Here is a 26235-nt window from a genome sequence, read left to right as displayed (position 1 = left end):
CGGTCCGTCTCAGGCCGAGCAGCCCACCTTCCTCTGCACCGCCGGGAAGTACGCCGTCATCAGCCGCGTCAGCGCACCCCGCCGTTCGACCGCGTCTTCCGTCCCGTCCGGAGGGAACATCTGCGCCACGAACTTGTGCGGCTCGCCCTGGTACGTACAGGAAGCCACCGCCAGCACGGTCGCGTCCGCCACGCGGGCATCGTCGCCGACGGGGATCCGGTCGGAGCCGACGAGCAGCCGCTCGTGGACCTTCATCGGGTCCTCGGTCGGCTCGATCACGTCCGCCCTCACCGTGAGAACGGTCTGCTCGTCCACCGTGATCGAGCACCGCGGGTTGGCAGGCCGGGAGGCGTACGTCGACTGCTCCACCGTTTCCCCCGGCGGGAGGAACGGCGCCAGTACGGCCGGGTCGACCGGTACCCCGCACACCTCGGCCGGCACCGTGTACCCCCTGCTCTCCCCGCACCCGGCCAGCGCGCCGAGCAGGAGAACAGCCGCCCCGGCCCGCGCAGCCCGCGCGCGACCGCTCACTGGTCACCCGCCAGGCCCTTGGCGCGGTTGTTGCCGTTCAACGCGGCGAGGTTGATCTCGTTCTCCAGGGTGTAGGCGTTGTTGCCGTGACCGGGGTTGGCCTGCGCCCACTCCTGGGAGAGGGCCCGCAGCTGGTTCTCCCGGTGCTCGAACGTCTTGCCGTTCTGCTCCTGGATCCCCTTCTCGATACGCGCCTGCTCGTCCAACTGCCAGTTGTAGGCCAGGGCGTCGACCCCGCGCTGAGCGGCGTCACCGACCACCGGGATGAAGTTCACCGCGCCGCCGAAGCCGTGGTACATCCACTTCGCCTCCCACGACGGGTCGTCCTTGTCCGCCTTCAGCGCCTGGTAGCGGGCCTCCTCCAGGAAGCCGACCGAGTTGCCGGCCCGCTGGAGGGTCTCCTTCGGGTCCTCCGGACGATCCGTGTGGATGTCCTGGAGGATCTCCCGGTTCATGGCCTCGTTGAGCATCCCGTACGCGTTCTGGTCCCGGGACAGCTGCTTGCCGACCTCCAGGAGCTGACCGCGGTCCAGTTGCCGCGGGTCCTTCGCGTCGTCCGAGAGCGAGCTCGCGGTGTGGTGGACGATGTCGCTGTGGCTGGAGAGGACCTTGGCCATGTCGTCGCGCATCTCCGAGGGGAACGCGTCGCCCCGCGCGGAGAGGAACTCCAGCGAGCGGTCCAGGACCTTCCGGTGCTCCGGGGTGAGGTCGACCTGCTGCGCCGTGGGGTCGAGCGGGTTCACACCGGTAGCGGCGGAGACCAGGGCGGCGCCCGTCGCCTCCCGCGCCGAGTTGCCGTCCTTGTCGTCGAGGGGCGTGTCGTCGAAGACCTGCCGGTCCCCGAGGACGTACTGCGCGTTGTCGTGGGGCTGTGTCGTGCCGAAGAACTCGGTCGACGCGTTCGGGCTCGCGGCGAGCGCCCGCATGAGGCCGGTCATCGGGTCGCGCCCGAAGTCCTCGCCGATGAAGTTCATCTTCGGCATGGGAGGGGCACCGGCGTTCCACTGGTTGGCCGGGAGCCGCATCTTCTTCTCGGTGGCGACGAGCGCGTTGCCGTAGTCGTTGAGGAAACGGTTGTCCCAGTCGCCCGTACGCATGAGGTTGCTCATCAGCTGGTAGCCGTACACCTGGCTGCCCCTGGTCTGGATGCGCTCCTCGCCCAGCTTGACCATGTCGTTCTCCCAGGTGCGCATGGTCGGGCTGTCCGACTGTGTCGCGCCGGCGAGCACGAGGGACAGGTTCTGCTGGAAGTCGCCGAAGTCCTGGTGGCGCGAGCGCTGGAGGGCGCCGCCGTCGGACGGGTCGGACAGGTCGGCCCAGAAGTCGAGGACACCGCGCGGGCCGAGGGTGGTGGCGAGCGTCTCCTGGAACAGCCGGTCGTCCTTGTACGCGGCCAGGTCCTTGTTGAGCCGGTCGAACTCCTCGGGCGACATGTCGTCGCCCTTGTTCCTCAACAGGTTCGCGATGCGCTCGGCGTCCTTGAGAGCCGCCGCCGCGCGGTCCCGGTCGTAGTAGGCGGCGTCCGAGAAGCCGTACGGGGTCTGGCTCACGAGCACGGTCAGTGCCTTGGAGGCGGTGCTGTCGCTCTCGGTGGCCTTCTCCAGGATCCCCTGCACCCGGTGGCGCAGCGCGGTCACATCGGCCTGCGAGTGCTCGGGCACGTCCTGCCCGTCGGCGGCCCGGTCGGGGTGGATGTTCATGGTCACGGTGAACCCGCCGTTCCCCGTGCCGACGACCGTCAGGTTCTTGGCCAGGCCCTGCTCGATCGCCTCGGTCAGCTGTGTCCTGTAGGAGGCGAGTTCGGCGTATGTGTCGCGGAGGATGTTCCCGATGCTGGTGGCCTGCGTCGCGGCGTCGGCGAACTCCCCGGCGGTCTTGGTGATGAACGCCCGAGTGACGGTGGCGTTGGACCCCTCCCACGCCGCCTTGTCCGACTTCGCACCCATGCCCTTGCGGGCGTCCCCCTCCAGCTCCCACAGCTTCTTCGCCATGGCTTCCCAGTCACCGACGGCGGTGGACAGCTTGGAGAAGTCCGCGAACCGGAGCGCGTCCAGATCCATCAGTACCGCGCCCTCTCCTCGAAGCCCTTGTCGAGCTGCTCGAACTTGAACCGGGTCGCGATCCAGTACTCGTCGTCCGCGTGGGTCTTCTTCGAGTACTCGAGGTGGTTGGAGATGTGCGCACAGGCGTCCAACAAGGTGCCCACCTGCTCGTTCCACTTGTCGGCCACCGTGGAGAGCGCGGCGCCGAGCGCGAAGTCCGACGTCAGCGAGCCGGCCGCCGCGTAGGTGTTGGCCTTGGCATGGTCCCCATCGGTGTCGAGCCGCTGGTGGAGCGTGAAGGCCGCGTCGCCGACGGCCGCGAGGTCGGCCTGCTCGACGCGCAGCCTTCCCGTACCGCCCGATCCGTCGCCGCCGTCGGCGGGGAGCTGGTTGAGGCGCGTGGACACCGCTTTGTCGGCCGCGGCCGACCTGATGCCCGCCCATTCATCGTCGAAAGACACAAGACCCCCGTATGTCCAAGATCGTTGGCGTATACACAGGGCACGTTAGGCAGGCACGGCGCGGCCCACCCGTGACGACGAGTCATCTTCGCGGTCTCTTGACGGGCACTGACGGTCTCTTGACGGGATCGTGCCTTCCCGGCGCACAACGGGCCCGCTGGTACGGGCGGGGCGAGGGGCCTGCCGGCGGGGGCTGCGGGGCTTCCCGGCGCTACCGCGCCTCGTCGGCCTTCCTGGCCTCCCGCCACCGGGCCAGCGTCTCCTCGACGTCGAACGGCTTCAGATTCAGCGGCGGCCCGGCCGGTGGCCGGGCCAGGGCCGCGGCGATCTTGGTGTTGATCTCGCCGAGGATCCGGCGCACCTGTGCCTCCGACACGGCCCGGCCGATCGCCTCCACCGCGTCCTCGGCCTCTTTGCGCAGGGCCAGGGACGGCGGGAGGACGGACGCGCCCTCGCGGTGCATCTTCCCCTTGATCCACCACAGCTCGTCGTAGGGGGCGGTGTCGTCGTCGAGCGGCTTCCCGAAGCCGGCCAGCTTCGAGAACTCGCCGCGCTCCGCGGCCTCGCGGATCTGCTTGTCCACGAACGACTCGAAGCTGACGCCAGGCGGTTTGCGTTCGGTCATACGTCCAGCGTACGAAAACGGCCCCGGCGACGGGAGGGCCCCCGCTCCGGTACGGAACGGGGGCCCTGCCGCGCGGCGGCTCGGTCAGAAGACGGCGGCGATGGACGAGGTCCAGCCCGCTTCGCCGACGACGGTCGGCGAGCCGTGGGCGGTGGGCCGCCCCGGGTAGAACCGCAGCACGCCGGTCCCCGAGGCCCCGCCGGGCTGGGTCGCCCAGAAGTCCGGGAGGTCACCGACGCCAACGGCCGGGTCACGGTGCAGGACTACAACGGCCTCGGTCGGCTCACCGCGGCGTGGAAGCCGGGCCGCCCCGTCACCTCCTCTGCCGATGTCACCTTCACGTACAGCGTCACCAAGACCGGCCCGACGGCGGTGACCTCCAAGACGCTCCTGGAGAGCGGCGCGTACCGCACCGCCGTCACGCTCTACGACGGCGAGAGCGGCGCGTACCGCACCGCCGTCACGCTCTACGACGGCTTGCTGCGGCAGCGGCAGAGCCAGACCCAGGAGTTCGGAGGCACCGGCCGCCTCGTGTCGGACAACTTCTACGACACCCACGGCCGGGTTGTCCGCTCCAACGGCGAGTACGACAACGACAAGCCAGTGGCGACGATCGTGCCTGCGGTGACCGACAACCTCGTCCCGTCCCAGACGGTGACGGAGTACGACGGAATGGGTCGCACCGCGGCCTCCGTCACCCTCTCCAAGAACGTCGAGAGGTGGCGCACCACCACGACCCACGGCGGCAACCGGACCGCCACGGTGCCGCCCTCCGGCGGCACCACCACGCTGATCCCGGGACTGGGGGCACAGCTGCTCGGTGACAACCGCCGTCACTCGATGGACCCGGACAACAAGTCCTCGGTCGAGGTGACCAAGAAGGGGGACCAGTATCCGGACTTGGAAGTGGTTCAGTACCGTCGGGCGCAGGCCCCGCGGATGGTAGCCCGCGACGACATGGCCGATGACTCCGGGCTGGACTCCATGCCTTGGAAGGGCGAGAAGGGGATGCGCCGGTGGCACTCGGACATGTGTGTCCCGAACTGAGTGGCGAGGAGCGTCGGCGTGGGTGAATGGATTCTGCACTGTGTGCTGCGCTATGTGCCGGTTCTCCTGGTCGGGCATGTGTGCGCCTCGGCGTTCGGCCCCCGGCCGGAGGACATGCCCTTCTTCGAGTCCCTGGGGACGCAGCTGGGCCGTGGCTTCGGTCTGATGCCGGGGGTGGGAGCGGCCTCGCTGTTCTTCCTGCTGATGCTCGGGCTCTGCAAGCGGTACGGGACGACGGGCGGATTCCGCGCGTGGGCCGCCTTCCTGCTGCTCCTGCCCGTGCTGCCGCTGATCTTCGGCGGTAGCGGCAGCCTCTTCGGGATCTGGGTGCTCACACAGCTGGTCTTCGCGATCTGGATCATGCCGAAGCCGCAGCTGATAGCCCCGTAGGGGAGTGATCGGCCCTCGAACAGGGGCCCGGTGCCGCAAGGCGCCGGGCCCCTTTCGTCGCGCCGGGCAGGCCCCGCGGAAAGGCCGCGGAAGGCCGGAAGCAAGCCCTCGGAGGGTCGTGGAAAGGCAGGAGCCCCGCTCGTGCCCGAAGACACGGAGCGGGGCTCCTTGGGTACTTCTCTAGCCGTGCGCGATCGCCGACCCGGGCAACTTAGGCCGGGGTGACGTTCTCCGCCTGCGGGCCCTTCGGACCCTGCGTGACGTCGAAGTTCACGACCTGGTTCTCCTCGAGGGAGCGGAACCCGGACGCGTTGATCGCGGAGTAGTGGACGAAGACATCCGGGCCGCCGCCGTCCTGGGCGATGAAGCCGAAGCCCTTTTCAGCGTTGAACCACTTGACGGTTCCGGTAGCCATAAGCCCTCCTTGGGCCAAAGGGTTGCCCTGCTCCAGAACCTGCAAACAAGTCTGAAAACTACAAAAGCCTGCGGGTCACATGCTCCGCAGGCTCTGTACTGCAAGGGAAACCAAACTGCAACTTGCGATGAGCGTAGCACGCAGGGTGTGCGCCGCACTAGAGGGAAAGATCACGCCACCCACACGTTTGACGTGCTTCTGACGCGCTGACGTGAGCGCCACGCACGCCCCGACGATGTCCACCGTGCGAGACGGGTCTAGCCTCACGATGTGGACAATGCAACCGACGACCACCAGCGCAGCCGGCCCCGCGTCGGACACATCCAGTTCCTGAACTGTCTGCCCCTGTACTGGGGCCTGGCCCGTACCGGAACGCTCCTCGATCTGGAGCTGACGAAGGACACCCCGGAGAAGCTCAGCGAGCGGCTCGTGCGGGGCGACCTCGATATCGGGCCCATCACCCTCGTGGAGTATCTCCGCAACACGGACGATCTTGTCGCCCTGCCGGACATCGCCGTGGGCTGTGACGGCCCGGTCATGTCCTGTGTGATCGTCTCCCAGCGGCCCCTGAAGCAGCTGGACAGGGCGCGGGTGGCGCTCGGGTCCACGTCCCGTACCTCGGTGCGGCTCGCGCAGCTGCTGCTCGCCGAGCGGTTCGACGTGCGGCCCGACTACTACACGTGCCCGCCCGACCTCGGGCTGATGATGCAGGAGGCGGACGCCGCCGTCCTGATCGGCGACGCCGCCTTGCGGGCCTCCCTGCACGACGCCCCGCGGCTCGGTCTCGAGGTCCACGACCTCGGGCTGATGTGGAAGGAGTGGACGGGTCTGCCGTTCGTCTTCGCCGTGTGGGCGGCGCGTAAGGACTTCCTGGTCCGCGAGCCGGAGACCGTGCGCGAGGTCCACGAGGCGTTCCTGGCCTCGCGTGATCTGTCGCTGGTGGAGGTCGCCAAGGTCGCGGAGCAGGCCGCGCGCTGGGAGTCCTTCGATGCGGAGCTCCTGGAGCGGTACTTCCGGACTCTGGACTTCCGCTTCGGTCCCGAGCAGCTGGCGGGGGTGCGCGAGTTCGCCCGCCGGACCGGTCCGACGACCGGCTTCCCGGCGGACGTGAAGGTGGACCTGCTCGCCTGAGGTCCGAGGCCGTACGTCAGGGCCCGGGCGCCGAACCCGTACGTCAGGGCCCGGGCGTCGAACCCCGTACCTCAGGGCCCGGGCGTCGAACCCGTACGTCAGGGCCCGGGCGCCGAACCCGTACGTCAGGGCGCGGGTACCGGGCCCTGCATCTGCCGGCTGATCCACTCCATCGAGCCGTCCCCCATGCCCCGGATGTAGCCCTTGGCGTTGTGCCCGCCGCCCTGGATGACCTGGAGGCGGGTCTTCACCGGACCCTTCGTGAAGTTCTTCATGAAGGACCTCAGCCGTGCCTCGCCCGACTCCTCCGTGCCGATCTGGAACGCCAGATAGACCCGGTTCTTCTTGGTGTCCGGCTTCGCGCCGAGCGCCTTCGCGAGCTTCTCCGGGTTGTTCGCCTGCCGCTGCGACTCGTGGCCCGCCCACAGCGGGGAGTCGGGGACGGTGTCGGGGCCGGACGCGATCACGGCCTTGAACTTGTCGGGGTGCTGGAGCACCGCCTTCAGTCCGGCGAACGCGCCGGAGGACGAGCCCATGAACGCCCAGCCGTCACGGGACTTGAAGGTGCGGAAATTCGCCCGGACGAAATCGGGTACGTCCTCGGCGAGCCAGGTGCCCATTCTGGGCTGCCCCGGTATATCGCTGCCGTCGTAGTAGTACTTGTCGTCGGGGTTGAGCACAGGCATCACGACAATGAACGGAAGGCTTTTCCCTTCCTGCGACCATGTGCTGATGCTGGACTGCAGTTTGAGGTCCGTACCCATCCAGTAATTCACCGGATAGCCGTTTCCGCCGGGCAGTGCCACGAGGACCGGGAAGCCGCTGTCGGCGTACTTCGGGTCGAAATACTGCTTCGGAGCCCATACCCACACCTTGCCCGTGAAGCCGGACTTGGCGCCCGCGAGCGTGGTGACCCCGATCTTGGTGCCGTCGTCGAGGGTGTTGGCCGTGGTGAAACCGGCCTTGGGGCCGGTGGGGAGGACGGTCTCGGGCGCCCCCGGAGCCCGTGGGGTCCGCGACGCGCCCGCCTGGTCGGCCGTGGCCGTCGACCTCGGGGTGTCGAACGTGACGGGCGCTCCCTCGCCCGAGCAGCCGCCGACCAGAGCGGCAGTGGCGCCGAGGGCGAGTGCGGCGGCGAGGATCCTGCGAATCCTCGGGCGTTCGGGGTGGCTCGTGATCCTGGGGAGGCGTGTCATCGGGTGACTCCGGGGTGCTTCGGACACTGCGACGTCTTACGGAGAAGAGGAGGGGCGTGGTGGGGGATCGGTTGGCTGGGTACGGTTCCGAATCGTGGTGATCCGGCCCACCAAGGGCCGTGCGCTGCTGGAAGGGGAGACATGCAGCCGCTCGAAGCAGGGGAACCCAGGACCATCGGTGCCTACCGGATCCTCGGCCGGCTCGGATCCGGCGGCATGGGGCGTGTCTATCTGGCCCGCAACGAGGGCGGCCGGACCGTCGCCGTGAAGATCGTGCACCCGCACTTCGCCCTGGACGAGCAGTTCAGGGCACGGTTCCGGCGTGAGGTGGAGGCCGCCCGGCTGGTCGGCGGGGAGTGGACCGCGCCGGTCCTGGACGCCGACCCGGAGGCCGCCGTGCCGTGGGTCGCCACCGGGTACGTCGCCGGGCCGACGCTCACCCGGGCCGTGGAGGCGATCGGCCCGCTGCCCGCGCACACGGTGAGGACCCTGGGCGCCGGACTCGCCGAGGCACTGGCGGGTGTGCACGGGCTCGGCCTGGTCCACCGCGATGTGAAGCCCTCCAACGTGCTGGCCACCCTGGAGGGCCCCCGGCTCATCGACTTCGGCATCGCGCGGGCCACGGACGGTACGGCGTCGCTCACCGCGACCGGGGTCTCCATCGGCTCGCCGGGCTACATGGCGCCCGAGCAGATCCTCGGCCACGGGGCGACCGGCGCCTCCGACGTCTTCTCGCTCGGCGCGGTCCTCGCGTACGCGGCGACCGGAGCCCCGCCCTTCCCCGGCGACTCCTCGGCCACCTTGCTCTACAAGGTGGTCCACGAGGAGCCCGAACTGGGCGCGTTGGCGGGGGAGCTGCGGGAGCTGGTGGCGGCCTGCCTCGCGAAGGACCCGGCGGCCCGCCCCACCCCGAGCGCGGTCGCCGCCGCACTCGCCCCGCGCGGGGCGGCGGCGCTGGTGTCGGGCGGCTGGCTGCCGGGCCCGCTGGTGGAGGAGATCAGCCGGACCGCCGTACGCCTCCTGGAACTCGACGCGGGTACGGGTACGGCCCCACCGGCTTCCGGTGCCGCGCCCTTCCCCGGCCCGGCCGCCCCGCCCGACCCGAACGTCTCGGGCCCCGTGCCCTTCACCGCCCCTTCGGTGTGGGCGCCTGCCCCGGAGGGGCCCACGACCGGCCCGCCGTCAGGTGTCTTCGGCCCTCCGGTGGTTCTGACGCCCGACGTCAAGGCCGAAGCCGCGGGTCCGTCCGGGCCGGCGGTTCCCGACCCCGGCGTCTTCGGGCCGCCGATCGCGCCCGCACCCGGCGGGTTCGCCGTCCCGGCGGACCAGGCGCCCACCGATCCGGGTGGCGAGGGCACCCGGCGGCGGCAGGCCACCCTCTCCCTCGCCGCGGGCCGGCGCGTCAGCTGTACGCTCGCGCTCGCCGTCGCCGGGGCGCTGGCCTGCGTGACCCTGGGGGCGGGGTACCTCTTCGACCTGATGCCGGGCGGCGGCCGGGGCGCCGACGCGAGCGACACCGGCGGGAACAAGACGAATCCTCCCGCCGCCACCGCGCCCTCCGGCTCCGTCCCCGACACGTTCCTCGGCACCTGGACCGGGCCCACCACCGAGCGCAACGGCTCCCCGCACGGCGACTTCACCGTCGTCGTCTCCCAGGGCGGGACCGGCAAGGACGTCGTCCGCACCACCCACACCATCAGCGTCCTCGGCACCACCGTCAGCTGCCACGGCCTCGGCAAGCTGACCTCCGCCTCCGCCACCGAGCTGCGCATCGCGGACCGCAATGACCCGGACCGCCCCGGCACCGCGGGTCTCTGCACCACCGGGACGTCGACCTTCACACTGACCCGCAACCCCGACGGCACCCTCACCTACCGTTCCGACGAGGAAGCCGCGGGCCGCCCTAGCGGCACCCTGCGGAAGTCCTGAGAAGCGCTGGCGTAGGCTGGTTCAGTCCTTAGAAACCACCCTCCGAAAGGGACTCAGCCGGTGACCGAGAAGGCCGACCTTCAGTCCGTCCTCGACCGCGCCGCAGAGGGTGGCCGGATCACCCCCGAGGAGGCGCTCGAGCTGTACCGCTCGGCGCCGCTGCACGCGCTGGGCGCGGCCGCCGACGCCGTGCGCCGTCGCCGCTACGCCGGTACGGAGCACATCGCGACGTACATCATCGAGCGGAACATCAACTACACCAACGTCTGTGTGACGGCGTGCAAGTTCTGCGCCTTCTACGCGCCGCCGAAGGACACCGCCAAGGGGTGGACCCGCGACCTCGACGACATCCTGCGCCGCTGCGCGGAGACCGTGGAGCTCGGTGGCACGCAGATCATGTTCCAGGGCGGGCACCACCCGGACTTCGGCGTCGAGTACTACGAGAAGCACTTCGCCGCCATCAAGAAGGACTTCCCGCAGCTGGTCATCCACTCCCTCGGCGCGTCCGAGGTCGAGCACATGGCCCGGATCTCCGGTGTCTCCGTCGAGGAGGCGATCACCCGCATCCACGCGGCCGGTCTCGACTCCTTCGCGGGCGCCGGCGCCGAACTCCTGCCGGAGCGCCCGCGCAAGGCGATCGCCCCGCTCAAGGAGAGCGGCGAGCGGTGGCTGGAGATCATGGAGATCGCGCACGGCCTCGGCGTCGAGTCGACGTCCACGATGCTGATGGGCACCGGCGAGACGAACGCCGAGCGCATCGAGCACCTGCGGATGATCCGTGACGTGCAGGACCGGACGGGCGGCTTCCGGGCCTTCATCCCGTACACGTACCAGCCTGAGAACAACCATCTGAAGGGCCGCACGCAGGCCACGCTCTTCGAGTACCTGCGGATGATCGCGATCTCCCGGCTGTTCATGGACAACATCGCCCACATCCAGGGCTCTTGGCTGACCACGGGCAAGGAGATCGGCCAGCTGACCCTGCACTACGGCGCGGACGACCTCGGCTCGATCATGCTGGAGGAGAACGTCGTCTCCTCGGCGGGCGCCAAGCACCGCTCCAACCTGCGCGAGATGATCGACATGATCCGCACGGCGGACCGCGTGCCGGCGCAGCGCGCCACGACGTACGAGCACCTGGTCGTCCACGACGACCCGGCGAACGACCCGGTCGACGAGCGGGTCGCCTCGCACATCTCCTCCACGGCCATCGAGGGCGGTACGGCACACCCGGAGCTGAAGCTCCTGAACGCCAACTGACGCGTTCGTGCTGACGATCCACACGGCGGACCTGCTGCTGCCGGGCGGGGGCCGCGCCCCCGTGCCCGGCGGCGCGGTCGCCGTCCGGGACGCGGAGATCGTGTCCGTCGGCCCGTACGAGGAGGTGGCCGCCGCCTTTCCGGCCGCGCGGGTACGCCGGTGGCCGGGTGTCCTGACACCGGGGCTCCGCCAGTGGCACGGGCACTGGCTGCTCACGAGGGTGTACCACCCGGACCCGCGTGAGGCGGACGAGCTGGGCACCGACCCCATCGTGGGTCCGGCCTTCGACGCCCTCGCGCCCGACGCCGCCCGGATGGCGGGCAGCGTGCGGCGGGGCATCCAGCGGATGCTCGCCCATGGGACGACGCATGTGGGGCTCGGGCCCCGGTCGGGGGTGCGGCAGGCCGTGGCGCGGGCCGGGCTGCGAGAAGTGCCGAACGCGCCGGTCCTGGCCCCGCCGGTCTGGGACGGCCCGGATCTGGACCCCTTCGTGGAGGGTCACGACCTGCCCGGCACCGTCCACGGTCCGTTGGCCGTGGGAGAACCCGCCGACCTGGCGGTCTTCGACGTGGTGGACGAGGCCGATCTGGTGGCCCGCGGCGCCCGCACCTGCGTCGCCACCGTCCTCGGCGGCCGCCTGGTCTTCCGCCGCCGTTAGGTCGCGGGCGGCGTGCACGTGTGCCCGTGGGTCAGCCGGCCGGAACCGGGGTGGACTTCTCCTGGACCGGGTTCTCGTCGGCGTACTTCACCAGGTCCGTGAAGCGGTCGTCGCGGGCGACGGCGAGCAGCTGATCCGCTGTCACCGGAGCGGAGAGACTCGGCTTGCCCTCGGCCTCCGAGGGGCCGACCGAGAGCAGGACATGGCTGCGGCCGTAGGAGAACACGACCATCGAGCCCATGGTGTCCGCCTCGTTGACCGGCATCGTGTACGCCTGTGCCGTACGCCCCGGGCCGAGGTCCACCTTCTCGCAGGTCGTCTGCTTGGCGGGGATGTTCAGGCAGGGCTGCAGCACCTCACCCTCCGCGGGGCGCACGGACAGCTTCGTGGTGAAGTTCCGCCCGCCGGAGGTGATCTGGTAGAGCGACACCTCCCCCTCCACGGGGCTGATGCCGGTCACGGTCGTCGGCAGCAGCTCGTCCAGGAGTGCCGCGACCTGCTGCTGGAACTGGGCGCGGCGCTCCGCCTCGGCACCCGTCGCCGGGGCCGGGGGCTCCTGGCCCGGTGTCGGCGTCAGCCGCACGGGGGTGTGGTACGCCGAGGGGAAGACGGCCGGGGGCGCGGCGGGCATGGCGACACCCGTGCTCGGACCGGGCAGCAGGGTCAGCCCGAGGGCGGCGGCGGTCATCGTGCCGAAGACACCGCCGACGGCGGCGAGGCGGGCCCGGGCGCGCCGTCTGCGTCCCTGGACGATGGCGACGGGCACGAGGTCGGGGAGCGGCGGCAGGTCCTCGGTCGTACGGTCCATGGCGCTCTTGAGCAGTGTGGCGTCGTCCACTGGGGGCCTCACCTTCCGGTGGCGTGGTGGTCGGTGGCGTAGAGATGGGCCTCGCCGAGACGGTCGCGGAGCCGCGCGAGCGAGCGGGAGCAGGTGCTTTTGACCGTCGCCTCGCTGCAGCGCAGGAGCGAGGCGACGGTCTCCACACTGAGGTCCTCCCAGTACCGCAGGACGACCATGGCGCGGGCTCTGGGCGGGAGCTCGGCGAGCGCGGCGAGCAGCGTGACCCGGAGGTCGGTGTGCTCCGCCGCGGGTGCGGGGCCGAGCCCGCCGGTCTTGGTGAAGGCGAGCAGGTCGCGCAGTCGGCGGCGTCGCTCGGAGAGAAAGGTGCGGGTCAGAACGGTCTTGGCGTAGGCGTGCGGGTACTCGGCCGTGCCTGCCTTGCGCCAGTGCTGGAACAGCTTGGCGAGGGTGGTCTGGGTGAGATCGCGGGCGTGCTCGGCGTCGCCGCAGAGCAGGTACGCCGTGCGGTACAGCCGCGTCTGCCCGGCTCGGGCGAACTCCTCGAACGCCTCGTCCGAGCCGTGCGGTGCCTGCATCGCGCTCCTCCGTCCCTGGGGGTCGTCCCCCGCTGCCCGACTGTCACCCATCCATGAGTGCCCGCCCCCGGAAAAGGTTGAGAGGGAATTTCGACGAATCCCCGGCGGGCCCGGAGGGCTCCCGAAGGCCGTCGCGCGCGGGCTGCCACAATGGCCGGGTGACCCGAGCATCCCTGGACAAGCAGCCGCACGAAGTCGCCTCGATGTTCGACGACGTGGCGGCGAACTACGACCTCACCAACGATGTGCTCTCACTCGGCCAGGACCGGCGCTGGCGCAAGGAGGTCGCGAAGGCGGTCGACGCCCGCCCCGCGCAGCGGATCCTGGACCTGGCGGCCGGGACGGCCACCTCCTCGCAGCCCTTCGCCCGCGCCGGGGCCTATGTCGTGCCCTGCGACTTCTCGATCGGGATGCTCCAGGTCGGCAAGAAGCGACACCCGTGGATGCCGTTCACCGCCGGCGACGGGACGAAGCTCCCGTTCCGCGACGACGTCTTCGACGCGGTGACGATCTCCTTCGGTCTGCGCAACATCCAGGACACCGAGGCGGCGCTGCGCGAGCTGTACCGGGTGACGAAGCCCGGCGGGCGGGTCGTGATCTGCGAGTTCTCGCACCCGACCTGGAAGCCGTTCCGCACGGTGTACGAGGAGTACCTGATGCGCGCGCTGCCGCCGGTGGCCCGGGCGGTGTCGTCCAACCCGGACGCGTACGTCTACCTCGCCGAGTCCATCCAGTCCTGGCCCGACCAGCCGGCCCTGGCGGGTCTGCTGCAGAAGGCCGGCTGGTCCAAGGTCGCCTGGCGCAACCTGACCGGTGGCGTGGTGGCGATGCACCGGGGCTTCAAGCTCTAGGCGACTGCCCGGACCCCTCGGCGCCCGCCCCGGGGCCCGGGCATCAAGGGCATCCCGGGCCCCGGAGCCCCGGGACCTCCGCAATAGACTTCGACCGACCTTCCCTCGACCCTTCGGGAGACCACGCCGTGACCGAGCCCCTCTCCGAGCACAGCGCAGATGTGATCGTCGTCGGGGCAGGCCCGGCCGGCTCCACGACCGCGTACTACCTCGCCAAGGCCGGACTCGACGTCCTGCTCCTGGAGAAGACCGCGTTCCCGCGTGAGAAGGTCTGCGGCGACGGGCTCACCCCGCGCGCCACCAAGCAGCTCGTCTCCATGGGGATCGACATCTCCGAGGAGGCCGGCTGGCTGCGCAACAAGGGCCTGCGCATCATCGGCGGTGGAGTCCGGCTCCAGCTCGACTGGCCGGACCTCGCCTCGTACCCGGACTACGGGCTCGTCCGCAAGCGCGACGACTTCGACGAGCAGCTCGCCCGGCAGGCGCAGAAGGCCGGGGCGCGGCTGTACGAGCGCTGCAACGTCGGCGCCCCGATCATCGACGACCGCACCGGCCGGATCACCGGAGTGACCGCCAAGCTCGGCGAGGAGAAGCGCGAGGTCACCTTCCACGCGCCGCTCGTCGTCGCCGCCGACGGCAACTCGACCCGGCTCTCCCTCGCCATGGGCCTGCACCGGCGCGAGGACCGGCCGATGGGCGTGGCGGTACGGACGTACTTCACCAGTCCTCGCCACGACGACGACTACCTGGAGTCCTGGCTGGAGCTGTGGGACCGGCGTGGCCCGCAGGACCGGCTGCTGCCCGGCTACGGCTGGATCTTCGGCATGGGCGACGGCACGTCCAACGTCGGCCTCGGCATCCTGAACTCCTCCTCCGCCTTCAAGGAGCTGGACTGGCGCGAGGTCCTCAAGGCCTGGTGCGCCTCGATGCCGGAGGACTGGGGCTACACCCCGGAGAACATGACGACGCCGATCCGCGGCGCGGCCCTCCCGATGGCCTTCAACCGCCAGCCGCACTACACCAAGGGCCTGCTGCTCGTCGGTGACGCGGGCGGCCTGGTCAACCCGTTCAACGGCGAGGGCATCGCGTACGCCATGGAGTCGGGCCAGCTCGCGGCCGACGTCATCGTGCAGGCGCACGCCCGGTCGACCCCGGCCCAGCGCGAACTGGCCCTGCACAACTACCCGAAGATCCTCAAGGACACCTACGGCGGGTACTACACCCTCGGCCGCGCCTTCGTGAAGATCATCGGCAACCCGAAGATCATGAAGATCGCGACGCAGCGCGGTCTGACCCACCCGGTCCTGATGAAGTTCACCCTGAAGATGCTCGCGAACCTCACGGACCCGACCGGTGGCGACGCGATGGACCGGATCATCAACGGCCTGTCGAAGGTGGCCCCGAAGGCCTGAGCCGCTCCGGCCCGCCCCGGTCGTCGGACCGGCGATTCGGCGGCCCACGAACGGATGATGCCCCCGGCGTTCCGACGTCGGGGGCATCCTCGTCTCACGGGCAGGCTCTGACCTCGGCCGTGCGCCTCGGCAGCAGCCCCCGGGAGATCACGCTCGTCGTCTGCGCCGCGCGCCCGGCTCCGGCGGGGCGACAAAGACGGCCCGGCCAGACGATCTCGGCCAGCAGCGCCAGCAGATGGAGCTGAAGACGGGAGAGCCCGCCCAGCTTCTCGCGCATGTTCGTGACATGGAACTTGACGGTGCGTTCGGTGATGCCGAGCCGTGCGGCGAGGTCCGTGTTGGACTCGCCTCCGGGCATGGCCGCGAGGACTTCCCTCTCACGATCGGTCAGCAGGTCGAGGAGTTGTAAGGCGGCGGTGACCGGGTTCACCCGGGCCGACCTCTCCTCGTCGACTTCCGTAGGACGTGCCGGGTTGCAGTACTGGCCATGACGATGCATGTCTGTCCCCCCCCCAGAGACGGCATTCGTTGAGCGCCGTGCCACGGCGTGCAGGGCGCGACGGCGCGGCGTCGCGCCAGTGACCGTAACCCCCATCGAGGCGGAATCCATCGCCCGTCTCGCCTGATGGTCCTCGTCCGAACGGCCGGAAACCGACATTCCGATCAGTCGGTTTCCGGCCGGTCTGGGCGCTTTGCTGATCAGCCGTTCAGCGTGGTCGCCATCTTCAAACGGTCTCCCAGCTCGGCCTTCGCCTGGTTCAGGGTTTCCGCGTTCTGCTCGATGTTCCGCTTCTGATAGGCGGCCTCGACCGTGAACCAGATGCCGACGAGGTTGGCTCGTTCCTTGCAGGCGACGTCCTGCTTGGCGGCGGCGATCGCCTTGGGGCTTCCGTACGTGTCCGCGGCGAGTCCGAGATCCGGCTGAGGACTCACGGGATCCTGCGTCTTGTACCCCTTCTCGGCCATGCACGCCGACCAAGCCGTGAGCGCCTTGGTGACGCGGGAGTCCTCGCGGGCCCGGGTGAAGGAGTCGGCGGTGACGTTGAAGACGAACATGATGTCCACCGCGCCCTTCTTCGGCGCGTAGAGCCTGAGGTAACTCTCGCGGTTGCAGCCCCCGATGGGCACCTTCTGCCCGTTGACGACCTTGCCGCTGTCCACCCCCTGCGCCTCCTCCCAGCTCATCGGCTGGGCCGCGCCCCCCTTGGTGTCCGGGCCGTTCAGGGCGAGCTGTCCGGTGACCCCGAGCACGGGAGCCGGCGGCTTCGCGGGCGGAGCGACGCCACCGCGGCTGTCGTAGCCGTACCGGGCCGCCTTGGCGGGATCGGTGAGGCCGTACCGGGAGTCGTCGGATCCGGGCCTGCGGCCCGAGTCGACGAGCGAGGACGGCTCGTAGGAGAAGCCGAACCGTTTCATGCACTGGCTGATCAGCCGGTTCTGGGCCTTCTGGAGCTGCTCGCGCTGTTCGTCGGTGGTCTCGTACGGGTCCAGCGGGTACGAGAGCCCGGTCGTCCGGAGCAGCTTGGGTACCGCGCCGATCTCGGGCTCGCTCCTGGGGTCGCCGCCGCCGGAGTCCGACGAGGAGCAGGCGGTGAGAAGCGCGGCGCTCAGCAGAAGGACGGAGGCGCGCGTGGCGAGTGGGCGCATGGGGCTGCTCCAGAGGAATGTGCGTGGCTACCATGGGCGGAGCCGTTGCTCTGCCCGCCTCTTTCGGGCAGAGCAACGGCTCCTGTGTCATGCGTTGCCGGTGGCGCCTGAATCGCCGTCCGACGGGTCAGTCAGTGACGATCAACGGGCCTTGTAGTAGTAGGCCGAGGAGATCTTGTTCTTGAAGGTCGCCGAGGCGTTGCCGACGTGGCCGACGGGCAGGCTGCCCTCGGCGCCACCGGCGTTGCGGTCGGTGTAGACCCACCAGACGTTCGAGTCACGGTTCCAGTAGGAGGCCGTGTTGTCGTTGGCGGACTGGCCCGCACCGGCACCCGGGCCGGGGAAGGTGTCGCCCCAGAAGTCGGTGTCCTCGACGTACAGGTCGAACACCGCGCCGGCCTGGTTGGAGTTGTAGTACAGGCCGAGCTCGCCGCTCTCCAGGTAGCCGTTCTTGCCGGTGGCCGCCGAGGCGGAACCGGCGGTGGCGAGGGCGCCCGCGCCGATGGCGGCGAGCGCGATCGCCGTGGCGGCGACGCGACGGATGGCAGTGCGCTGCATGGTGGTGCCTTTCCAATCGATGGTGCTGGTGTGGTGGTTGCGACCCGAGTGGGCCGTCTTTAAGAGCGAACAGCACCAACAGGCACCAGTCCACTGTCTGTTGAGACAGTTACCGGCGCGACTACCCGTGGCTCTCGTGACGGTGCCGAGTCGCCCGCCGGGCGCCGGCCGTTCCCGCGCAGGGGCCATGACGCGACGTAGCGCAGCGCCGCGACGGCCCCTCATCGCGCGTTCCCCCATGCATGGGAAGCCCTTCCGGAAGGACCATTCTGATGACACGCCGTACGGTCGTCGTACCTCTGCTGATCGCCGCCTTCGGGCTCGCGGGATGCGCGAACGCAGGGGGCGGCGCATCCCCGAACAAGGACGGCGGGAGCACGCCGCCGCCGGCCGCGTCCGCCTCACCCTCGGAGAAGACCGCGGACTGGGCCGGGTACTACGACTGCCTGGCCGCGCAGGGCCTCACGCTCCAGGACACCGGGAGCGGTGAGAAGCGCGTCGACAAGGACGCCAACAAGCCCGACGCGATCACGAAGGCGGAGGCGGCCTGCGTGAGCAAGCTGCCGGCCCAGGGGCAGGCCGATCCGGCGGCGCTCGCCGAGGCCAGGAAGAACTCCGAGTGCATGCGCAAGGAAGGCGTCACGGACTACCCCGACCCCGACCCCAAGACCGGGGAGGTGGTGCTCGACGGCGATCTGGGCGCGAAGATCAAGGGCGACCCCAAGGTGATCGCGGCCCGGAAGGCCTGCTCCCCGGCGTCCGGCGGCAACAGTGGCGGGACGGTCGTCGGTGGCTGAGGAGACCTCGGACGAGTCCCGGTCCTCGTCCGACGACTCGCGGCTCTCGCGCGGCCGCCTCTGGGTCGTCGGTCTGGTCGCCGGGGCGGTGGTCCTGACCGGGGGCGGGATCGTCGCGGGGACGTTCATCAAGTCGCCCTCCCAGGTGGCCGCGGACGCCGAACCGCCCCCTCCGGACGTGCTGATCGCCAGGGTCGAGAAGAGGGTCCTCACCGAGACGGTCGTCCTGCGCGGCACCGTCGCGGCCGGCCAGACCGTGCAGGTCGCGCCGGTCGCCTCGGGCGGCGAGGGCAGCGGTGCCCCGGTCGTCACCAAGGTCCCGGTCAAGAGCGGTGACGCCCTCCGGCAGGGCCAGGTCCTCCTGGACATATCCGGTCGGCCCGTCTTCGTACTGAAGGGCGGGCTGCCGGTCTACCGGGACCTCAAGCCCGGTGCCACCGGCGACGACGTGAAGCAGCTCCAGGAGGGTCTCGCCGCGCTCGGTCACGGCCGCGGCGGCGACGCCAAGGGCACGTTCGGAGAGGGGACGAAGGGCGCGGTCGAGGCCTTCTACGCCTCCATCGGTTACGACCCCAAGCCGGCCGTGGACGACGACGGTGCGGCCGTCGACGGCGCCAAGGCCGCGGTCACCGGGGCCGAACGGGCCGCCGAGGACGCCCGCGACGCCCTGAAGGGCAACACGGACCAGGCAAGCCCAGGACAAGACCCTGCGCAAGGCGCGCGACCGGGCCGAGGCGGATCTGCGGACCGCCCGGACCGCCCTCGCCAAGGCACGGGCCGTGGCCGGTCCGATGCTTCCGGCCGGCGAGGTCGTCTTCGTCCAGGGCTTCCCGGCGCGGGTCGCGTCCGTCCCGGCACGGCCCGGGGCGCAGGTCGACGGGGCGGTGATGACCCTGTCCTCCGGGAAGCTGGTGGCGCAGGGCCACCTCCAGGACCACCAGAAGGGCATGGTCAGGGCCGGCCAGAAGGTGAAGATCCTGGAGGAGAACTCGGGCAGGGAGATCGACGCGAAGGTCGTCTCGGTCGCCGACTCGCCCTCCCGGCAGCAGGATCCGCAGAACGGTGCCCCGCAGAACGGGGGCGGTGGCGGCGGCGACGCGAACGCGGGCGGTGGCGGCGCTTCCGGCGCGGTCGGCTATCTCTTCACCGCCCGGCCGACCGGGGAACTGCCCTCCGAACTCGCCGGCCAGGAGGTGCGGCTGACCATCGAGGCCGCGTCCACCGACGGCCGGGCGCTGGTCGTCCCGATCACCGCGGTCTCGGCGGGATCCGACGGCAAGACCGTCGTCACCACCGTCGACGGGACGGGCAGGCAGGCGCGGATCGAGGTACGGACCGGCACGACCGGCGACGGCTTCGTGGAGGTCACCCCGCTCGCGGCCGGCGCGCTCGAGGAGGGCGACAAGGTCGTCACCGGGATCAACCCCGGTGGAGCCGCGGGCGCATCCAAGGGCACCTCGTGAGCAGCCCGGGCCACGACCCCGATCCGCGTATCGATCCCGTCCTCGTCGCCCCCGTCATGGAGTTCCGCCAGGTCAGTCTCACGTACCCGGGGCCGCCGCCGGTCACCGCGCTCCGCCCGTGCGAACTCGTCGTGGAGAAAGGTGAGTTCATCGCGATCGTCGGCCCTTCGGGCTCCGGCAAGTCCACCTTCCTGAATGTCGCCGGTCTGCTCGACGCGCCCACCGGCGGCACCTATCTGCTGGACGGCATCGACACCGCGGGGCTGCGCGACGGAGACCGCACGGCGCTCCGCGGCCGCCGCATCGGCTTCGTCTTCCAGTCCTTCCATCTGCTGCCCCACCGCAGCGCGACGGAGAACGTGATGCTCTCGATGGTGTACTCGGCCGTGCCACGCGCCGAGCGCCGGGCGCGGGCCCGTGCCTCCCTGGAACGGGTCGGCCTCGGCCACCGCGTCGACGCTCTGCCCGGCCGGCTCTCGGGAGGCGAGCGCCAGCGCGTCGCCATCGCCCGCGCGCTCGCCGGGCGGCCCTCGCTGCTGCTGTGCGACGAACCGACCGGAAACCTCGACTCGGACAACGCCGAATCCGTCCTGGGACTCCTCGGCGAACTGCACACTTCCGGCATGACGATCGTGGTCATCACCCATGACGCGGAGGTGGCTGCGCGCGGCGGGCGGACCGTGACCATCCGCGACGGTGTCCTGAGCGAGTCGGCGAGGGTGGGGTGAGCCGGATGGGCCTGCGCAGATCCACACCGCGCGTCGTCGAGCCGTCCCGGCTCACCGCCCGGGACGTGCTGTCCGAGGCCGTCGCCGGGATGCTCCAGCGTCCGGGCCGTTCGGCGCTCACCGCGCTCGGCACCGTCCTGGGCGTGGGTACCTTCGTGGCCATCCTCGGGCTGACCGCGACGACCTCCTCGCAGATCGACTCCCGGTTCAATCTGCTGACCGCCACCGAGGTCACCGTCGAGGACATCGCCCAGGAACAGAACGAGTTCGCCGACCCCGCCTTCCCCGCCGACGCGGACGCCCGGATCGAAGGGCTCGGCGGCGTCGAGCACGCCGGGGTGTACTGGACGGTCCGGCTGGCGCCGGGCACGACCGTCCGGTCCGCGCCGGTCGGTGACGGAGCCGACGGCGAGCAGATCGACGTGGTGGCCGCCTCCCCGGGCGCGCTGCGCGCGGCGGTGCCGAAGCTGGCCCAGGGACGGCTGTACGACGACTTCGCCTCGAAGAGCGGCCAGCCGGTGGTGGTGCTCGGGGCGTCCGTGGCCGCCCGGCTCGGCATCACCACCCTGGAGACGAGTCCCGCGGTCTTCATCGGCGACGAGCCGTTCACCGTCGCCGGGATCGTCGACGACGTGAAGCGCCGGGCCGATGTCCTGATGTCGGTGACGGTGCCGCGGACCACCGCAGAAAAGCTGTGGGGACCGCCCCAGCAGGGCGACGCGAAGATGCTGATCGCCACCCGCGCGGGGGCGGCCGAGCAGATCGCGCACGAGGCCCCGGTGGCGCTGCGCCCGGACCATCCGGAGTATCTGAAGGCGGTCCCGCCGCCGGATCCGAAGACGCTCCGCGCCGGCGTGACCGACGACCTCAATCAGCTCTTCCTGCTGCTCGCCGCCATCTGCCTGGTGATCGGCGCGGTCGGCATCGCCAACACCACACTGGTGGCGGTGCTGGAGCGGACGGGGGAGATCGGTCTGCGCCGGGCCCTGGGCGCACGAGGACGGCACATCACCGTCCAGTTCCTCACCGAATCGGGTGCTCTGGGGGCCGTCGGTGGGCTGGTCGGCACGGCGCTGGGCGTCTCGACGGTGATCGCCGTGGCGCTCGTACGGGACTGGACGCCGGTCGTGCACTCGGCGACGGTGGCCGCGGCCCCGGCGATCGGACTGGTCACCGGGGTGATCGCCGGGCTGTATCCGGCCTGGCGGGCGTCGCGGATCGCACCGGCGGAGGCGCTGCGTCGCTGAACCGGAACGCGCGCCGGTAGTCGGAGGGGGAGACCCCGACCGTACGGGTGAAGTGGCGCCGCAGATTGGCCGACGTGCCCAGGCCGCTGCGCTCGCCGACCAGCTCCACGGGGAGGTCGGTGGATTCGAGCAGGGTCTGGGCACGGGCCACCCGGTGCTGGAGCAGCCACTGCAACGGCGTGGTCCCGTACGCCTCCTGCACCCGCCGGTGGAAGGTGCGCGGGCTCAGCCGGGCCCGCCGGGCGAGGTCGTCGACGGTCAGCGGGCCGGCGAGGTTCTCGGTCGCCCACTGCAGGACGGGCCCCAGGCTGTCGCCGTCGCTCGGCGGCAGCGGCGCCTCGATGAACTGCGCCTGCCCGCCGGTGCGGTGGGCGGGCACGACCAGGCGCCGGGCGAGCTGCCCCGCGACGGTGGCGCCGAGGTCCTTTCGTACGAGATGCAGGCACAGGTCGAGCGCGGCGGTGGCCCCCGCGCTCGTCAACACGCTTCCCTCGTCCGTGTAGAGCACGGAGTCGTCCACGATCACCTCGGGGTGGCGGGCGGCCAGCTGCCCGGTGTGCTGCCAGTGGGCGGTGGCCCGGCGGCCGTCGAGGAGTCCGGCGGCGGCGAGCGCGAAGGCCCCCGTGCACAGGGACACCATCCGTGCGCCGGACGCGGCTGCCGCACGCAGCGCCTCGACCAGTGCGGCCGGCACCTCCTCGCCGTCCTCCACGACGGCGTCGGGAACGGACGGCACGATGACGGTGTCCGCGCCCACGAGCCCGTCGAGGCCGTGGTCGGTCCGCAGGGAGAAGACCCCGGCTCCGGCCTCCGCCTCGCCGCACAGCCGCAGCTCGTACCAGGGGTCGGCCAGGTCCGGCTGCGGATTGCCGAAGACGGCGCAGGCGATGGCGATTTCGTACAGCTCCCACAGCGACGTTCCGATCCGCCGGTCCGGTACGACGGCGATGGCGACCACTCCCGCACTCATGCCCGCGACCCTACGGCAGGAATTTTGCGGGCGCAGTCAGTCCTGCCACTGTCGGCCGGATTCCGCCGCTGCGAGCGTGGAGTCCATGAACGCACAGAACATCTCGGTCATCGGTCTCGGACAGATGGGCTCCGCCCTCGCCGGCGCCTTCCTCTCCGCGGGCCACCGCACCACCGTCTGGAACCGCACTCCGGAGAAGGCCGACGCCCTGGTCGCCCGTGGGGCCGTCCGCGCGGCCGACGTCGCCGAGGCGGTCGCAGCGAGCGAGCTGGTCGTGGTCTGCGTCCTCGACTACGGGGCCGTACGCGAACTCCTGGCCCCCGTGGCCGAGTCGCTGCGGGGCCGGGTCCTGGTCAACCTCACCACCGGTTCGCCCGAGCAGGCCCGAGCGGAGGCGGAGTGGGCGGCGGAGCACGGCATCGGCTACCTGGACGGCGCCATCATGACGACACCGCCCGGCGTCGGCGACAGCGCCAACATGATCCTGTACGCGGGCGGGCCCGAGCTCCTCGCCGAGCACCGCGCGACGCTTGCCGTCCTCGGCGATCCGGTGGAACTGGGCGCGGACGCGGGCCTCGCCTCGCTCCACGACGCCGGACTGCTCGGCCTCATGTGGTCGGTCTTCGGCGGCTGGCTGCACGCCACCGCCCTCGCGGGCGCCGACGGGGTGCCGGCCCGGGACTTCACGGCGCTGGCCACCCGCTGGCTGAAGACGGTCTCCTGGTTCATGACCGGGTACGCCGAGCAGATCGACGCGGGGGAGTACCCGGGCGCGGACGCCACGATCGACGTCCAGGTGGTCGCCATCGCCCATCTCCTGCACGCGGCGGAGGCGCGCGGCATCGACAACCGGCTGCCGGAGCTGCATCTGGAGCTGATGCGGGGCGCGGTCGAGGCGGGCCACGGCGGGGACAGCTACGCCCGGATCGTCGAGGCCTTCCGCAAGTAGAACAAAACCGAACGAACCTGGCCGAAATAGGGAAAAGCCGTCACTCCCCCGAGGAGTGACGGCCTTTCGCGTTCTTCGGGATGCGGGTGATCAGAGGATCCGGACCGCGCCGGAGGGCATGTCCCAGTCCAGGGAGCGCTCGACGACACCGGTCGACGGGTTCTGCGCACCGACGTACTTGCCGCCGCCCACGTAGATCGCCACGTGGTACGAGCCGCTGCGGCTGCCCCAGTAGAGGATGTCGCCCGGCTGCAGGTTGCTCAGCGAGACGGACGTGCCCATGGACGACTGGGAGCTGGAGATGCGCGGCAGGTCGACGCCGGCCTGGCGGTAGGCGGCCTGGACGAGCCCGGAGCAGTCCCAGGAGTTGGGGCCGGTGCCGCCGGAGATGTAGGCGTCGCCGATCTGGGCGCGGGCGAAGGCGACGATCGCCGCCGCGGAGCCGGTGGCCACCTGCGAGCTGCTGTCGGCGCTGGACGACGAGCCGCTGTCGGAGGACGAGGAGGACGCGGAGAGCGAGGTGCGCGCCTGGGTGCGGGAGGCGCGCTCGCGGGCCTCGGCGCGGGCCTTCTCGGCCTTCTCGGCCTCGGCCTTGCGGTCGGCCTCGGCCTTGGCCTTCTTGGCGTCCTTGGCGGCCTTCTCGATGGCGGCGTTCTCCTGGGCCCGCAGGCTCAGGTCGAGGGCTTCCTGCTGGGAGGCCTCGGCCGACGCGGAGACGGCGCTCGCCAGGTCGATGTCGAGGGAACCGAGGGTGGGCATCTCGATGGTCTCGGTCACCGGCTCGGCATTCGCCGGCCCGGCAGCACCGGCCACCGCGATGGTGCTGAGGACGCCACCGGCAACTCCTGCCCGGAGCGCGAGCTTCGAGGCGCTGCGGCGGGGCTTCCGGTGGCTGGGTATGTGAGCGGTGTGGGACATGAGTACAACCGCTATCAGGGCTTCACGGTTCCCTTCAAGAAACGTGGGTTGCGCCACAGTTACGTTCGGAACCACATAATCCGCTTACCTGGCGCCCTTATTGACGCCGTAACGGACAAAACGGTCAGGGCCTATCAGGCCGTTGATCACGGGTTTTCCGCGAAACGTCCGAATTGACCGCCACTTACCACCTCTTCACACCGATGGCCAAGCCCTGCTTTCTCCGGATGTGCGAGGGTGTGGTGCAGGTCACACTCTGGCTCGTGAATGTGCGCACGCGTCCACTCCCGTCCGCGAGTGCCCCCGACCGGGCGACGGCCAGTTGCTTTATCACCCATGCGGCGTCCAGTGCCAATTTGCTTGCATGGCCCACCTCTTGATAGAGCGCCACCCCCTCCCACCAGCGCTTTCCGGTCCGGATGTCACATCTGGTGATCACCTGGGCGCTTCGAGTGCCAAGATCACCGCTCATCCGACTTCATGATCCTTCGTCAGGTGGTGGAGATCACAAAGTCCTTCCCGTACCCCGTGTCGCAGATCACAGAGGGGCGGGCATAAGATGCGGGGCAGTCGGGCTTGTGAACTGCCTCACATGGGGGCGATCTTCCACGGCCCGACCGTGCGGTCCAACGGTCAAGGACGACTGGAAGGAGCGAGGAGCGTGAATGCGTACGCGCCCATCCTCGTGCTCGGTGCCCTGGGTGCGGGGTTTGCGATCTTCTCCGTGGTCATGGCCACGCTAATCGGCCCAAAGCGGTACAACAGGGCAAAGCTTGAGGCGTACGAGTGCGGTATCGAGCCGACACCGACGCCGGCCGGAGGTGGCCGCTTCCCCATCAAGTACTACCTGACGGCGATGCTCTTCATCGTCTTCGACATCGAGATCGTCTTCCTCTACCCCTGGGCCGTCACCTTCGACGCCCTGGGGCTTTTCGGGCTCGTGGAGATGTTGCTCTTCGTGCTCACCGTCTTCGTCGCCTACGCCTATGTGTGGCGGCGCGGCGGCCTGGAATGGGACTGAGGGGCTGAGGGGCACCTATGGGACTCGAAGAGAAGCTGCCGAGCGGCTTTCTGCTGACGACGGTCGAACAGGCCGCGGGCTGGGTGCGCAAGGCGTCCGTCTTCCCCGCGACCTTCGGCCTCGCCTGCTGCGCCATCGAGATGATGACGACCGGCGCCGGGCGTTACGACCTGGCGCGCTTCGGCATGGAGGTCTTCCGCGGCTCGCCGCGCCAGGCCGACCTGATGATCGTGGCCGGGCGCGTCAGCCAGAAGATGGCGCCCGTCCTGCGGCAGGTCTACGACCAGATGCCCAACCCCAAGTGGGTCATCTCCATGGGGGTTTGTGCGTCTTCAGGCGGAATGTTCAACAATTACGCGATTGTGCAGGGCGTTGACCATATTGTTCCGGTTGACATCTATTTGCCCGGATGCCCGCCGCGCCCGGAGATGCTGTTGGACGCGATTCTCAAGCTCCACCAGAAGATCCAGACCTCCAAGCTCGGCGTGAACGCGGAGGAAGCGGCCCGCGAGGCGGAGGAAGCGGCGCTCAAGGCCCTGCCGACCATTGAGATGAAGGGTCTGCTGAGGTGACCGACGCACGCGCGGCCGCCGGGCCGCAGATGACAGCGAA

General features: G+C 70.4%; 28 protein-coding genes and 1 pseudogene. 16 read left to right on the top strand and 13 right to left on the bottom strand.

Annotation, left to right across the window (positions count from 1 at the left end; genetic code table 11):
- Nucleotides 1-9: 9 nt before the first annotated feature.
- From ACZ561_RS17720 to ACZ561_RS17705, 4 genes are all read right to left on the bottom strand, one after another.
- Nucleotides 10-531, bottom strand: a complete 522-nt coding sequence (locus tag ACZ561_RS17720; RefSeq protein WP_470995580.1) for a hypothetical protein — start codon at nucleotides 529-531, stop codon at nucleotides 10-12.
- Nucleotides 528-2591: a hypothetical protein gene (locus ACZ561_RS17715; RefSeq protein ID WP_470995577.1), complete on the bottom strand. Its 2064-nt coding sequence runs from the start codon at nucleotides 2589-2591 to the stop codon at nucleotides 528-530. Before ACZ561_RS17715 ends, ACZ561_RS17720 begins: the two co-directional genes overlap by 4 nt.
- Nucleotides 2591-3034: a hypothetical protein gene (locus ACZ561_RS17710; protein ID WP_470995574.1), complete on the bottom strand. Its 444-nt coding sequence runs from the start codon at nucleotides 3032-3034 to the stop codon at nucleotides 2591-2593. Before ACZ561_RS17710 ends, ACZ561_RS17715 begins: the two co-directional genes overlap by 1 nt.
- A gap of 211 nt (nucleotides 3035-3245) precedes the next feature.
- Nucleotides 3246-3659, bottom strand: coding sequence for a DnaJ family domain-containing protein (locus ACZ561_RS17705; protein ID WP_470995571.1), 414 nt, complete (start codon nucleotides 3657-3659; stop codon nucleotides 3246-3248).
- A 255-nt stretch (nucleotides 3660-3914) separates the two neighbouring features.
- Here ACZ561_RS17705 and ACZ561_RS17700 point away from each other — a divergent pair, with 255 nt between their 5' ends.
- Complete coding sequence (locus ACZ561_RS17700) at nucleotides 3915-4706, top strand: hypothetical protein (RefSeq protein ID WP_470995568.1); 792 nt, start codon at nucleotides 3915-3917, stop codon at nucleotides 4704-4706.
- An 18-nt stretch (nucleotides 4707-4724) separates the two neighbouring features.
- The gene (locus tag ACZ561_RS17695) at nucleotides 4725-5096 is read left to right on the top strand and encodes a hypothetical protein (protein ID WP_470995565.1); all 372 of its coding nucleotides are present in this window, start codon (nucleotides 4725-4727) and stop codon (nucleotides 5094-5096) included.
- A gap of 211 nt (nucleotides 5097-5307) precedes the next feature.
- Here the strand turns inward: ACZ561_RS17695 and ACZ561_RS17690 are convergent, their stop codons facing one another.
- Entirely contained in the window at nucleotides 5308-5511 is a 204-nt protein-coding gene (locus ACZ561_RS17690; RefSeq protein ID WP_003967102.1) for a cold-shock protein, read from the bottom strand.
- A gap of 270 nt (nucleotides 5512-5781) precedes the next feature.
- On the opposite strand from ACZ561_RS17690, the gene ACZ561_RS17685 reads away from it, so the two are divergent.
- The gene (locus tag ACZ561_RS17685; protein WP_470995562.1) at nucleotides 5782-6642 is read left to right on the top strand and encodes a menaquinone biosynthetic enzyme MqnA/MqnD family protein; all 861 of its coding nucleotides are present in this window, start codon (nucleotides 5782-5784) and stop codon (nucleotides 6640-6642) included.
- Nucleotides 6643-6767: 125 nt separating this feature from the next.
- On the opposite strand, the gene ACZ561_RS17680 is transcribed toward ACZ561_RS17685, so the two are convergent.
- Complete coding sequence (locus ACZ561_RS17680; RefSeq protein ID WP_470995559.1) at nucleotides 6768-7838, bottom strand: alpha/beta hydrolase; 1071 nt, start codon at nucleotides 7836-7838, stop codon at nucleotides 6768-6770.
- A gap of 141 nt (nucleotides 7839-7979) precedes the next feature.
- On the opposite strand from ACZ561_RS17680, the gene ACZ561_RS17675 reads away from it, so the two are divergent.
- The 3 genes from ACZ561_RS17675 to ACZ561_RS17665 are packed head-to-tail and all read left to right on the top strand — an operon-like array spanning nucleotide 7980 to nucleotide 11685.
- Nucleotides 7980-9767: a serine/threonine-protein kinase gene (locus ACZ561_RS17675; RefSeq protein WP_470995556.1), complete on the top strand. Its 1788-nt coding sequence runs from the start codon at nucleotides 7980-7982 to the stop codon at nucleotides 9765-9767.
- A 60-nt stretch (nucleotides 9768-9827) separates the two neighbouring features.
- Nucleotides 9828-11027 (top strand): cyclic dehypoxanthinyl futalosine synthase, encoded by a 1200-nt coding sequence (gene mqnC / locus ACZ561_RS17670; protein WP_470995554.1) that lies wholly within the window; start codon nucleotides 9828-9830, stop codon nucleotides 11025-11027.
- A gap of 7 nt (nucleotides 11028-11034) precedes the next feature.
- A complete protein-coding gene (locus tag ACZ561_RS17665) occupies nucleotides 11035-11685 on the top strand; it encodes an imidazolonepropionase-like domain-containing protein (protein WP_470995551.1) in 651 nt (216 codons plus the stop codon).
- A gap of 31 nt (nucleotides 11686-11716) precedes the next feature.
- On the opposite strand, the gene ACZ561_RS17660 is transcribed toward ACZ561_RS17665, so the two are convergent.
- Both ACZ561_RS17660 and ACZ561_RS17655 read right to left on the bottom strand, forming a co-directional pair.
- Nucleotides 11717-12523, bottom strand: a complete 807-nt coding sequence (locus tag ACZ561_RS17660; RefSeq protein ID WP_470995548.1) for a hypothetical protein — start codon at nucleotides 12521-12523, stop codon at nucleotides 11717-11719.
- Nucleotides 12524-12531: 8 nt separating this feature from the next.
- Nucleotides 12532-13062 carry a SigE family RNA polymerase sigma factor gene (locus ACZ561_RS17655; RefSeq protein ID WP_329117360.1) on the bottom strand — a complete coding sequence of 177 codons (531 nt, stop codon included), beginning with the start codon at nucleotides 13060-13062 and terminating at the stop codon, nucleotides 12532-12534.
- 158 nt (nucleotides 13063-13220) lie between these two features.
- Between ACZ561_RS17655 and ACZ561_RS17650 the strand changes: the two genes are divergently transcribed.
- Together ACZ561_RS17650 and ACZ561_RS17645 are read left to right on the top strand one after the other, a co-directional pair.
- Nucleotides 13221-13913 carry a demethylmenaquinone methyltransferase gene (locus ACZ561_RS17650; protein ID WP_470995545.1) on the top strand — a complete coding sequence of 231 codons (693 nt, stop codon included), beginning with the start codon at nucleotides 13221-13223 and terminating at the stop codon, nucleotides 13911-13913.
- A gap of 128 nt (nucleotides 13914-14041) precedes the next feature.
- Nucleotides 14042-15325, top strand: coding sequence for a geranylgeranyl reductase family protein (locus ACZ561_RS17645; RefSeq protein ID WP_470995542.1), 1284 nt, complete (start codon nucleotides 14042-14044; stop codon nucleotides 15323-15325).
- A gap of 94 nt (nucleotides 15326-15419) precedes the next feature.
- Here the strand turns inward: ACZ561_RS17645 and ACZ561_RS17640 are convergent, their stop codons facing one another.
- The 3 genes from ACZ561_RS17640 to ACZ561_RS17630 all read right to left on the bottom strand — a co-directional run bounded on the left by ACZ561_RS17640 (nucleotide 15420) and on the right by ACZ561_RS17630 (nucleotide 17530).
- Nucleotides 15420-15824, bottom strand: a complete 405-nt coding sequence (locus ACZ561_RS17640) for a helix-turn-helix domain-containing protein (protein WP_470995539.1) — start codon at nucleotides 15822-15824, stop codon at nucleotides 15420-15422.
- A 200-nt stretch (nucleotides 15825-16024) separates the two neighbouring features.
- Entirely contained in the window at nucleotides 16025-16972 is a 948-nt protein-coding gene (locus ACZ561_RS17635) for a hypothetical protein (RefSeq protein ID WP_470995537.1), read from the bottom strand.
- 141 nt (nucleotides 16973-17113) lie between these two features.
- A complete protein-coding gene (locus ACZ561_RS17630) occupies nucleotides 17114-17530 on the bottom strand; it encodes a peptidase inhibitor family I36 protein (protein ID WP_470995534.1) in 417 nt (138 codons plus the stop codon).
- Nucleotides 17531-17802: 272 nt separating this feature from the next.
- On the opposite strand from ACZ561_RS17630, the gene ACZ561_RS17625 reads away from it, so the two are divergent.
- The 5 genes and pseudogenes from ACZ561_RS17625 to ACZ561_RS17605 all read left to right on the top strand — a co-directional run bounded on the left by ACZ561_RS17625 (nucleotide 17803) and on the right by ACZ561_RS17605 (nucleotide 21765).
- Nucleotides 17803-18327 carry a hypothetical protein gene (locus ACZ561_RS17625; RefSeq protein WP_470995532.1) on the top strand — a complete coding sequence of 175 codons (525 nt, stop codon included), beginning with the start codon at nucleotides 17803-17805 and terminating at the stop codon, nucleotides 18325-18327.
- Nucleotides 18302-18826, top strand: a pseudogene (locus ACZ561_RS17620) (peptidoglycan-binding domain-containing protein); the annotation flags it as partial. The gene ACZ561_RS17625 and the pseudogene ACZ561_RS17620, both read left to right, overlap by 26 nt.
- A 280-nt stretch (nucleotides 18827-19106) precedes the next feature.
- Nucleotides 19107-19790 carry an efflux RND transporter periplasmic adaptor subunit gene (locus ACZ561_RS17615; RefSeq protein WP_470995924.1) on the top strand — a complete coding sequence of 228 codons (684 nt, stop codon included), beginning with the start codon at nucleotides 19107-19109 and terminating at the stop codon, nucleotides 19788-19790.
- 56 nt (nucleotides 19791-19846) lie between these two features.
- A complete protein-coding gene (locus ACZ561_RS17610; protein WP_470995908.1) occupies nucleotides 19847-20518 on the top strand; it encodes an ABC transporter ATP-binding protein in 672 nt (223 codons plus the stop codon).
- Between the two features lie 5 nt (nucleotides 20519-20523).
- Nucleotides 20524-21765, top strand: a complete 1242-nt coding sequence (locus ACZ561_RS17605; RefSeq protein ID WP_470995529.1) for an ABC transporter permease — start codon at nucleotides 20524-20526, stop codon at nucleotides 21763-21765.
- Here ACZ561_RS17605 and ACZ561_RS17600 read toward each other — a convergent pair.
- Nucleotides 21689-22735, bottom strand: coding sequence for a helix-turn-helix domain-containing protein (locus tag ACZ561_RS17600; RefSeq protein WP_470995526.1), 1047 nt, complete (start codon nucleotides 22733-22735; stop codon nucleotides 21689-21691). The two genes, ACZ561_RS17605 and ACZ561_RS17600, sit on opposite strands and share 77 nt — an antisense overlap.
- Here ACZ561_RS17600 and ACZ561_RS17595 point away from each other — a divergent pair.
- The gene (locus ACZ561_RS17595; RefSeq protein WP_470995523.1) at nucleotides 22653-23684 is read left to right on the top strand and encodes an NAD(P)-dependent oxidoreductase; all 1032 of its coding nucleotides are present in this window, start codon (nucleotides 22653-22655) and stop codon (nucleotides 23682-23684) included. The genes ACZ561_RS17600 and ACZ561_RS17595 overlap by 83 nt on opposite strands.
- Nucleotides 23685-23774: 90 nt before the next feature.
- On the opposite strand, the gene ACZ561_RS17590 is transcribed toward ACZ561_RS17595, so the two are convergent.
- Nucleotides 23775-24602, bottom strand: coding sequence for a C40 family peptidase (locus ACZ561_RS17590; RefSeq protein ID WP_470995520.1), 828 nt, complete (start codon nucleotides 24600-24602; stop codon nucleotides 23775-23777).
- A 661-nt stretch (nucleotides 24603-25263) separates the two neighbouring features.
- Between ACZ561_RS17590 and ACZ561_RS17585 the strand changes: the two genes are divergently transcribed.
- Both ACZ561_RS17585 and ACZ561_RS17580 read left to right on the top strand, forming a co-directional pair.
- Nucleotides 25264-25623, top strand: a complete 360-nt coding sequence (locus tag ACZ561_RS17585; RefSeq protein WP_030494815.1) for an NADH-quinone oxidoreductase subunit A — start codon at nucleotides 25264-25266, stop codon at nucleotides 25621-25623.
- 17 nt (nucleotides 25624-25640) lie between these two features.
- Nucleotides 25641-26195 (top strand): NuoB/complex I 20 kDa subunit family protein, encoded by a 555-nt coding sequence (locus ACZ561_RS17580; RefSeq protein WP_056552623.1) that lies wholly within the window; start codon nucleotides 25641-25643, stop codon nucleotides 26193-26195.
- The last annotated feature ends 40 nt before the right edge of the window (nucleotides 26196-26235 follow it).

It is taken from the genome of Streptomyces sp. NPDC039609 (assembly GCF_055596705.1).
The sequence above is the reverse complement of the archived record's forward strand: the minus strand, read 5'-3'. Positions and strand labels throughout refer to the sequence as shown.

What these genes read in the sequence shown, in the direction of transcription:
- ACZ561_RS17715 (WP_470995577.1), bottom strand. Translation starts at nt 2,591, where the DNA reads ATGGATCTGGACGCGCTCCGGTTCGCGGACTTCTCCAAGCTGTCCACC.
- ACZ561_RS17705 (WP_470995571.1), bottom strand. Translation starts at nt 3,659, where the DNA reads ATGACCGAACGCAAACCGCCTGGCGTCAGCTTCGAGTCGTTCGTGGAC.
- ACZ561_RS17690 (WP_003967102.1), bottom strand. Translation starts at nt 5,511, where the DNA reads ATGGCTACCGGAACCGTCAAGTGGTTCAACGCTGAAAAGGGCTTCGGC.
- ACZ561_RS17680 (WP_470995559.1), bottom strand. Translation starts at nt 7,838, where the DNA reads ATGACACGCCTCCCCAGGATCACGAGCCACCCCGAACGCCCGAGGATT.
- ACZ561_RS17675 (WP_470995556.1), top strand. Translation starts at nt 7,980, where the DNA reads ATGCAGCCGCTCGAAGCAGGGGAACCCAGGACCATCGGTGCCTACCGG.
- ACZ561_RS17655 (WP_329117360.1), bottom strand. Translation starts at nt 13,062, where the DNA reads ATGCAGGCACCGCACGGCTCGGACGAGGCGTTCGAGGAGTTCGCCCGA.
- ACZ561_RS17640 (WP_470995539.1), bottom strand. Translation starts at nt 15,824, where the DNA reads ATGCATCGTCATGGCCAGTACTGCAACCCGGCACGTCCTACGGAAGTC.
- ACZ561_RS17635 (WP_470995537.1), bottom strand. Translation starts at nt 16,972, where the DNA reads ATGCGCCCACTCGCCACGCGCGCCTCCGTCCTTCTGCTGAGCGCCGCG.
- ACZ561_RS17630 (WP_470995534.1), bottom strand. Translation starts at nt 17,530, where the DNA reads ATGCAGCGCACTGCCATCCGTCGCGTCGCCGCCACGGCGATCGCGCTC.
- ACZ561_RS17625 (WP_470995532.1), top strand. Translation starts at nt 17,803, where the DNA reads ATGACACGCCGTACGGTCGTCGTACCTCTGCTGATCGCCGCCTTCGGG.
- ACZ561_RS17610 (WP_470995908.1), top strand. Translation starts at nt 19,847, where the DNA reads ATGGAGTTCCGCCAGGTCAGTCTCACGTACCCGGGGCCGCCGCCGGTC.
- ACZ561_RS17605 (WP_470995529.1), top strand. Translation starts at nt 20,524, where the DNA reads ATGGGCCTGCGCAGATCCACACCGCGCGTCGTCGAGCCGTCCCGGCTC.
- ACZ561_RS17595 (WP_470995523.1), top strand. Translation starts at nt 22,653, where the DNA reads ATGGCGATTTCGTACAGCTCCCACAGCGACGTTCCGATCCGCCGGTCC.
- ACZ561_RS17600 (WP_470995526.1), bottom strand. Translation starts at nt 22,735, where the DNA reads ATGAGTGCGGGAGTGGTCGCCATCGCCGTCGTACCGGACCGGCGGATC.
- ACZ561_RS17590 (WP_470995520.1), bottom strand. Translation starts at nt 24,602, where the DNA reads ATGTCCCACACCGCTCACATACCCAGCCACCGGAAGCCCCGCCGCAGC.
- ACZ561_RS17580 (WP_056552623.1), top strand. Translation starts at nt 25,641, where the DNA reads ATGGGACTCGAAGAGAAGCTGCCGAGCGGCTTTCTGCTGACGACGGTC.